The organism is Nocardiopsis sp. TNDT3 (genome assembly GCF_003427465.1).
In the GTDB taxonomy this organism is placed as follows: Bacteria; Actinomycetota; Actinomycetes; order Streptosporangiales; family Streptosporangiaceae; genus Nocardiopsis; species Nocardiopsis dassonvillei.
Map to the genome: position 1 here is coordinate 1 of NZ_QPFC01001359.1, position 1,378 is coordinate 1,378.

The 1,378-nt window shown below is 75.6% G+C and carries 2 protein-coding genes; one reads left to right on the forward strand and one right to left on the reverse strand.

The window, feature by feature from the left end; translation table 11 throughout:
- A partial coding sequence (locus DQW06_RS27810) for a DUF418 domain-containing protein (protein WP_117199592.1) occupies positions 1–948 on the reverse strand: 948 nt, incomplete at its 3' end.
- A 245-nt stretch (positions 949–1,193) separates the two neighbouring features.
- Here DQW06_RS27810 and DQW06_RS27815 point away from each other — a divergent pair.
- Positions 1,194–1,378, forward strand: a 185-nt coding sequence (locus DQW06_RS27815) for a DUF2795 domain-containing protein (RefSeq protein WP_157983636.1), incomplete at its 3' end; no start/stop codon positions are given.

A 1,378-nucleotide genomic window follows, 5' to 3' on the forward strand; every position in this document is an offset into this window, starting at 1 on the left:
GTCCCCGACCGCGCCCGGGGCGGCCCCCACCAGCCCCGCGTGGACCAGCGCCGACGGCAGCCCGCCCAGCCAGCCGACCGGTATCCCCACCGCCGCCGTCCAGCCCAGCAGCCGCAGGTGGCGGTGCGGCTCCTCCAGGACGCGCCGCCGCGCCGCCCAGAAGCCCAGCAGGATCATGGCGAACCCGCCGAAGGACAGCAGGCCGCCCGCCAGGGTGACGAACGCCCAGGTGAGCAGCCGTGTGCCCGCCGCCGCCAGCGGGTCCTCCTCCTGGGCGGCGTAGGCCAGGTAGGACGGCTCGGCCCCCGCGCCGCCGACGCCCTCCAGCCCGTGCGCCGCCAGGCTCCACGCCGCCTGTGCGGCGGGAACCGCGATGAGCAGGGCGAACACCGCCGCCCCCGCCAGCAGGACCCGGTCCCCGCGCCGGATGAACAGCCACACCAGCACTAGGCTCGCCACCCCGTAGGAGCCGATGATGTCGCCCGCCATGAGCAGGGCGGCGTGCGCGAACCCGAACACGACCAGCCACAGACCGCGTCGGCGCAGCAGCGCCACGGCCGTGCGTTCGGAGGTCCCGTGCGCCCTCTGGCGCAGGAACAGCTGCATCATCCCGTAGCCGAACAGGAAGGCGAACAGGGGATAGGCGCGCAGGTCCAGGCCGACGATCATGGCGAACCGGACCGCCCGGTCCAGCCACGAGCCGTCCACCGGGTGCCAGCCGGAGGGTCCGTGCTGGGCCGCCCACAGGTGGAACGCGGTGTTGGACAGCACGATGAGCAGCAGCATCATCCCGCGCGCCAGGTCCGGGGCCAGCGCGCGCTCACCCGGCAGGACGCCGCCGCGCGGGGCGCGTCCCGCGCCGCCGGGGCCGTCGCCGTCCTGTCGCCTCCGGTACCGTGCCGCGCCCCCGGCGCCGCCGTGTTCCTCTTCGTCCGTGGATCCGCGCATACCGCGACCCTAGGAACCGGGCCCGGTCCGCGGCCTCGGCCGATCGGCCCGGTCGCGCCGCCGTTCGGCCGCTTCCCCGGTCCGGGAGACGGAGGCGGCCGGTCCCCGGACCCCGACGTCCGGCCACCGCCGGCGCGACGGGCGCGGGGACGCCCCCTCTTTGCCCTCCGGTGGTATTCCCGCGCGCGCCGTCCGGGTAGCCGACGGGAGTCCGCCGCACGAGCACGCGAACCCGGGAGGAACCCATGGCCGACCTCAACCCCATCGAACTGCAGAAGGCGCTCAAGGGCGCCGACTACCCCGCCAGCCGCGACGACCTGGTGTCGCTGGCGAAGGGCAACGGTGCGGGCGACGACCTGGTCCAGAAGCTGTCCGACGCCGGTACGAGCCGGTTCGACGGCCCCGACGACGTGCAGAAGGCCCTCTTCGG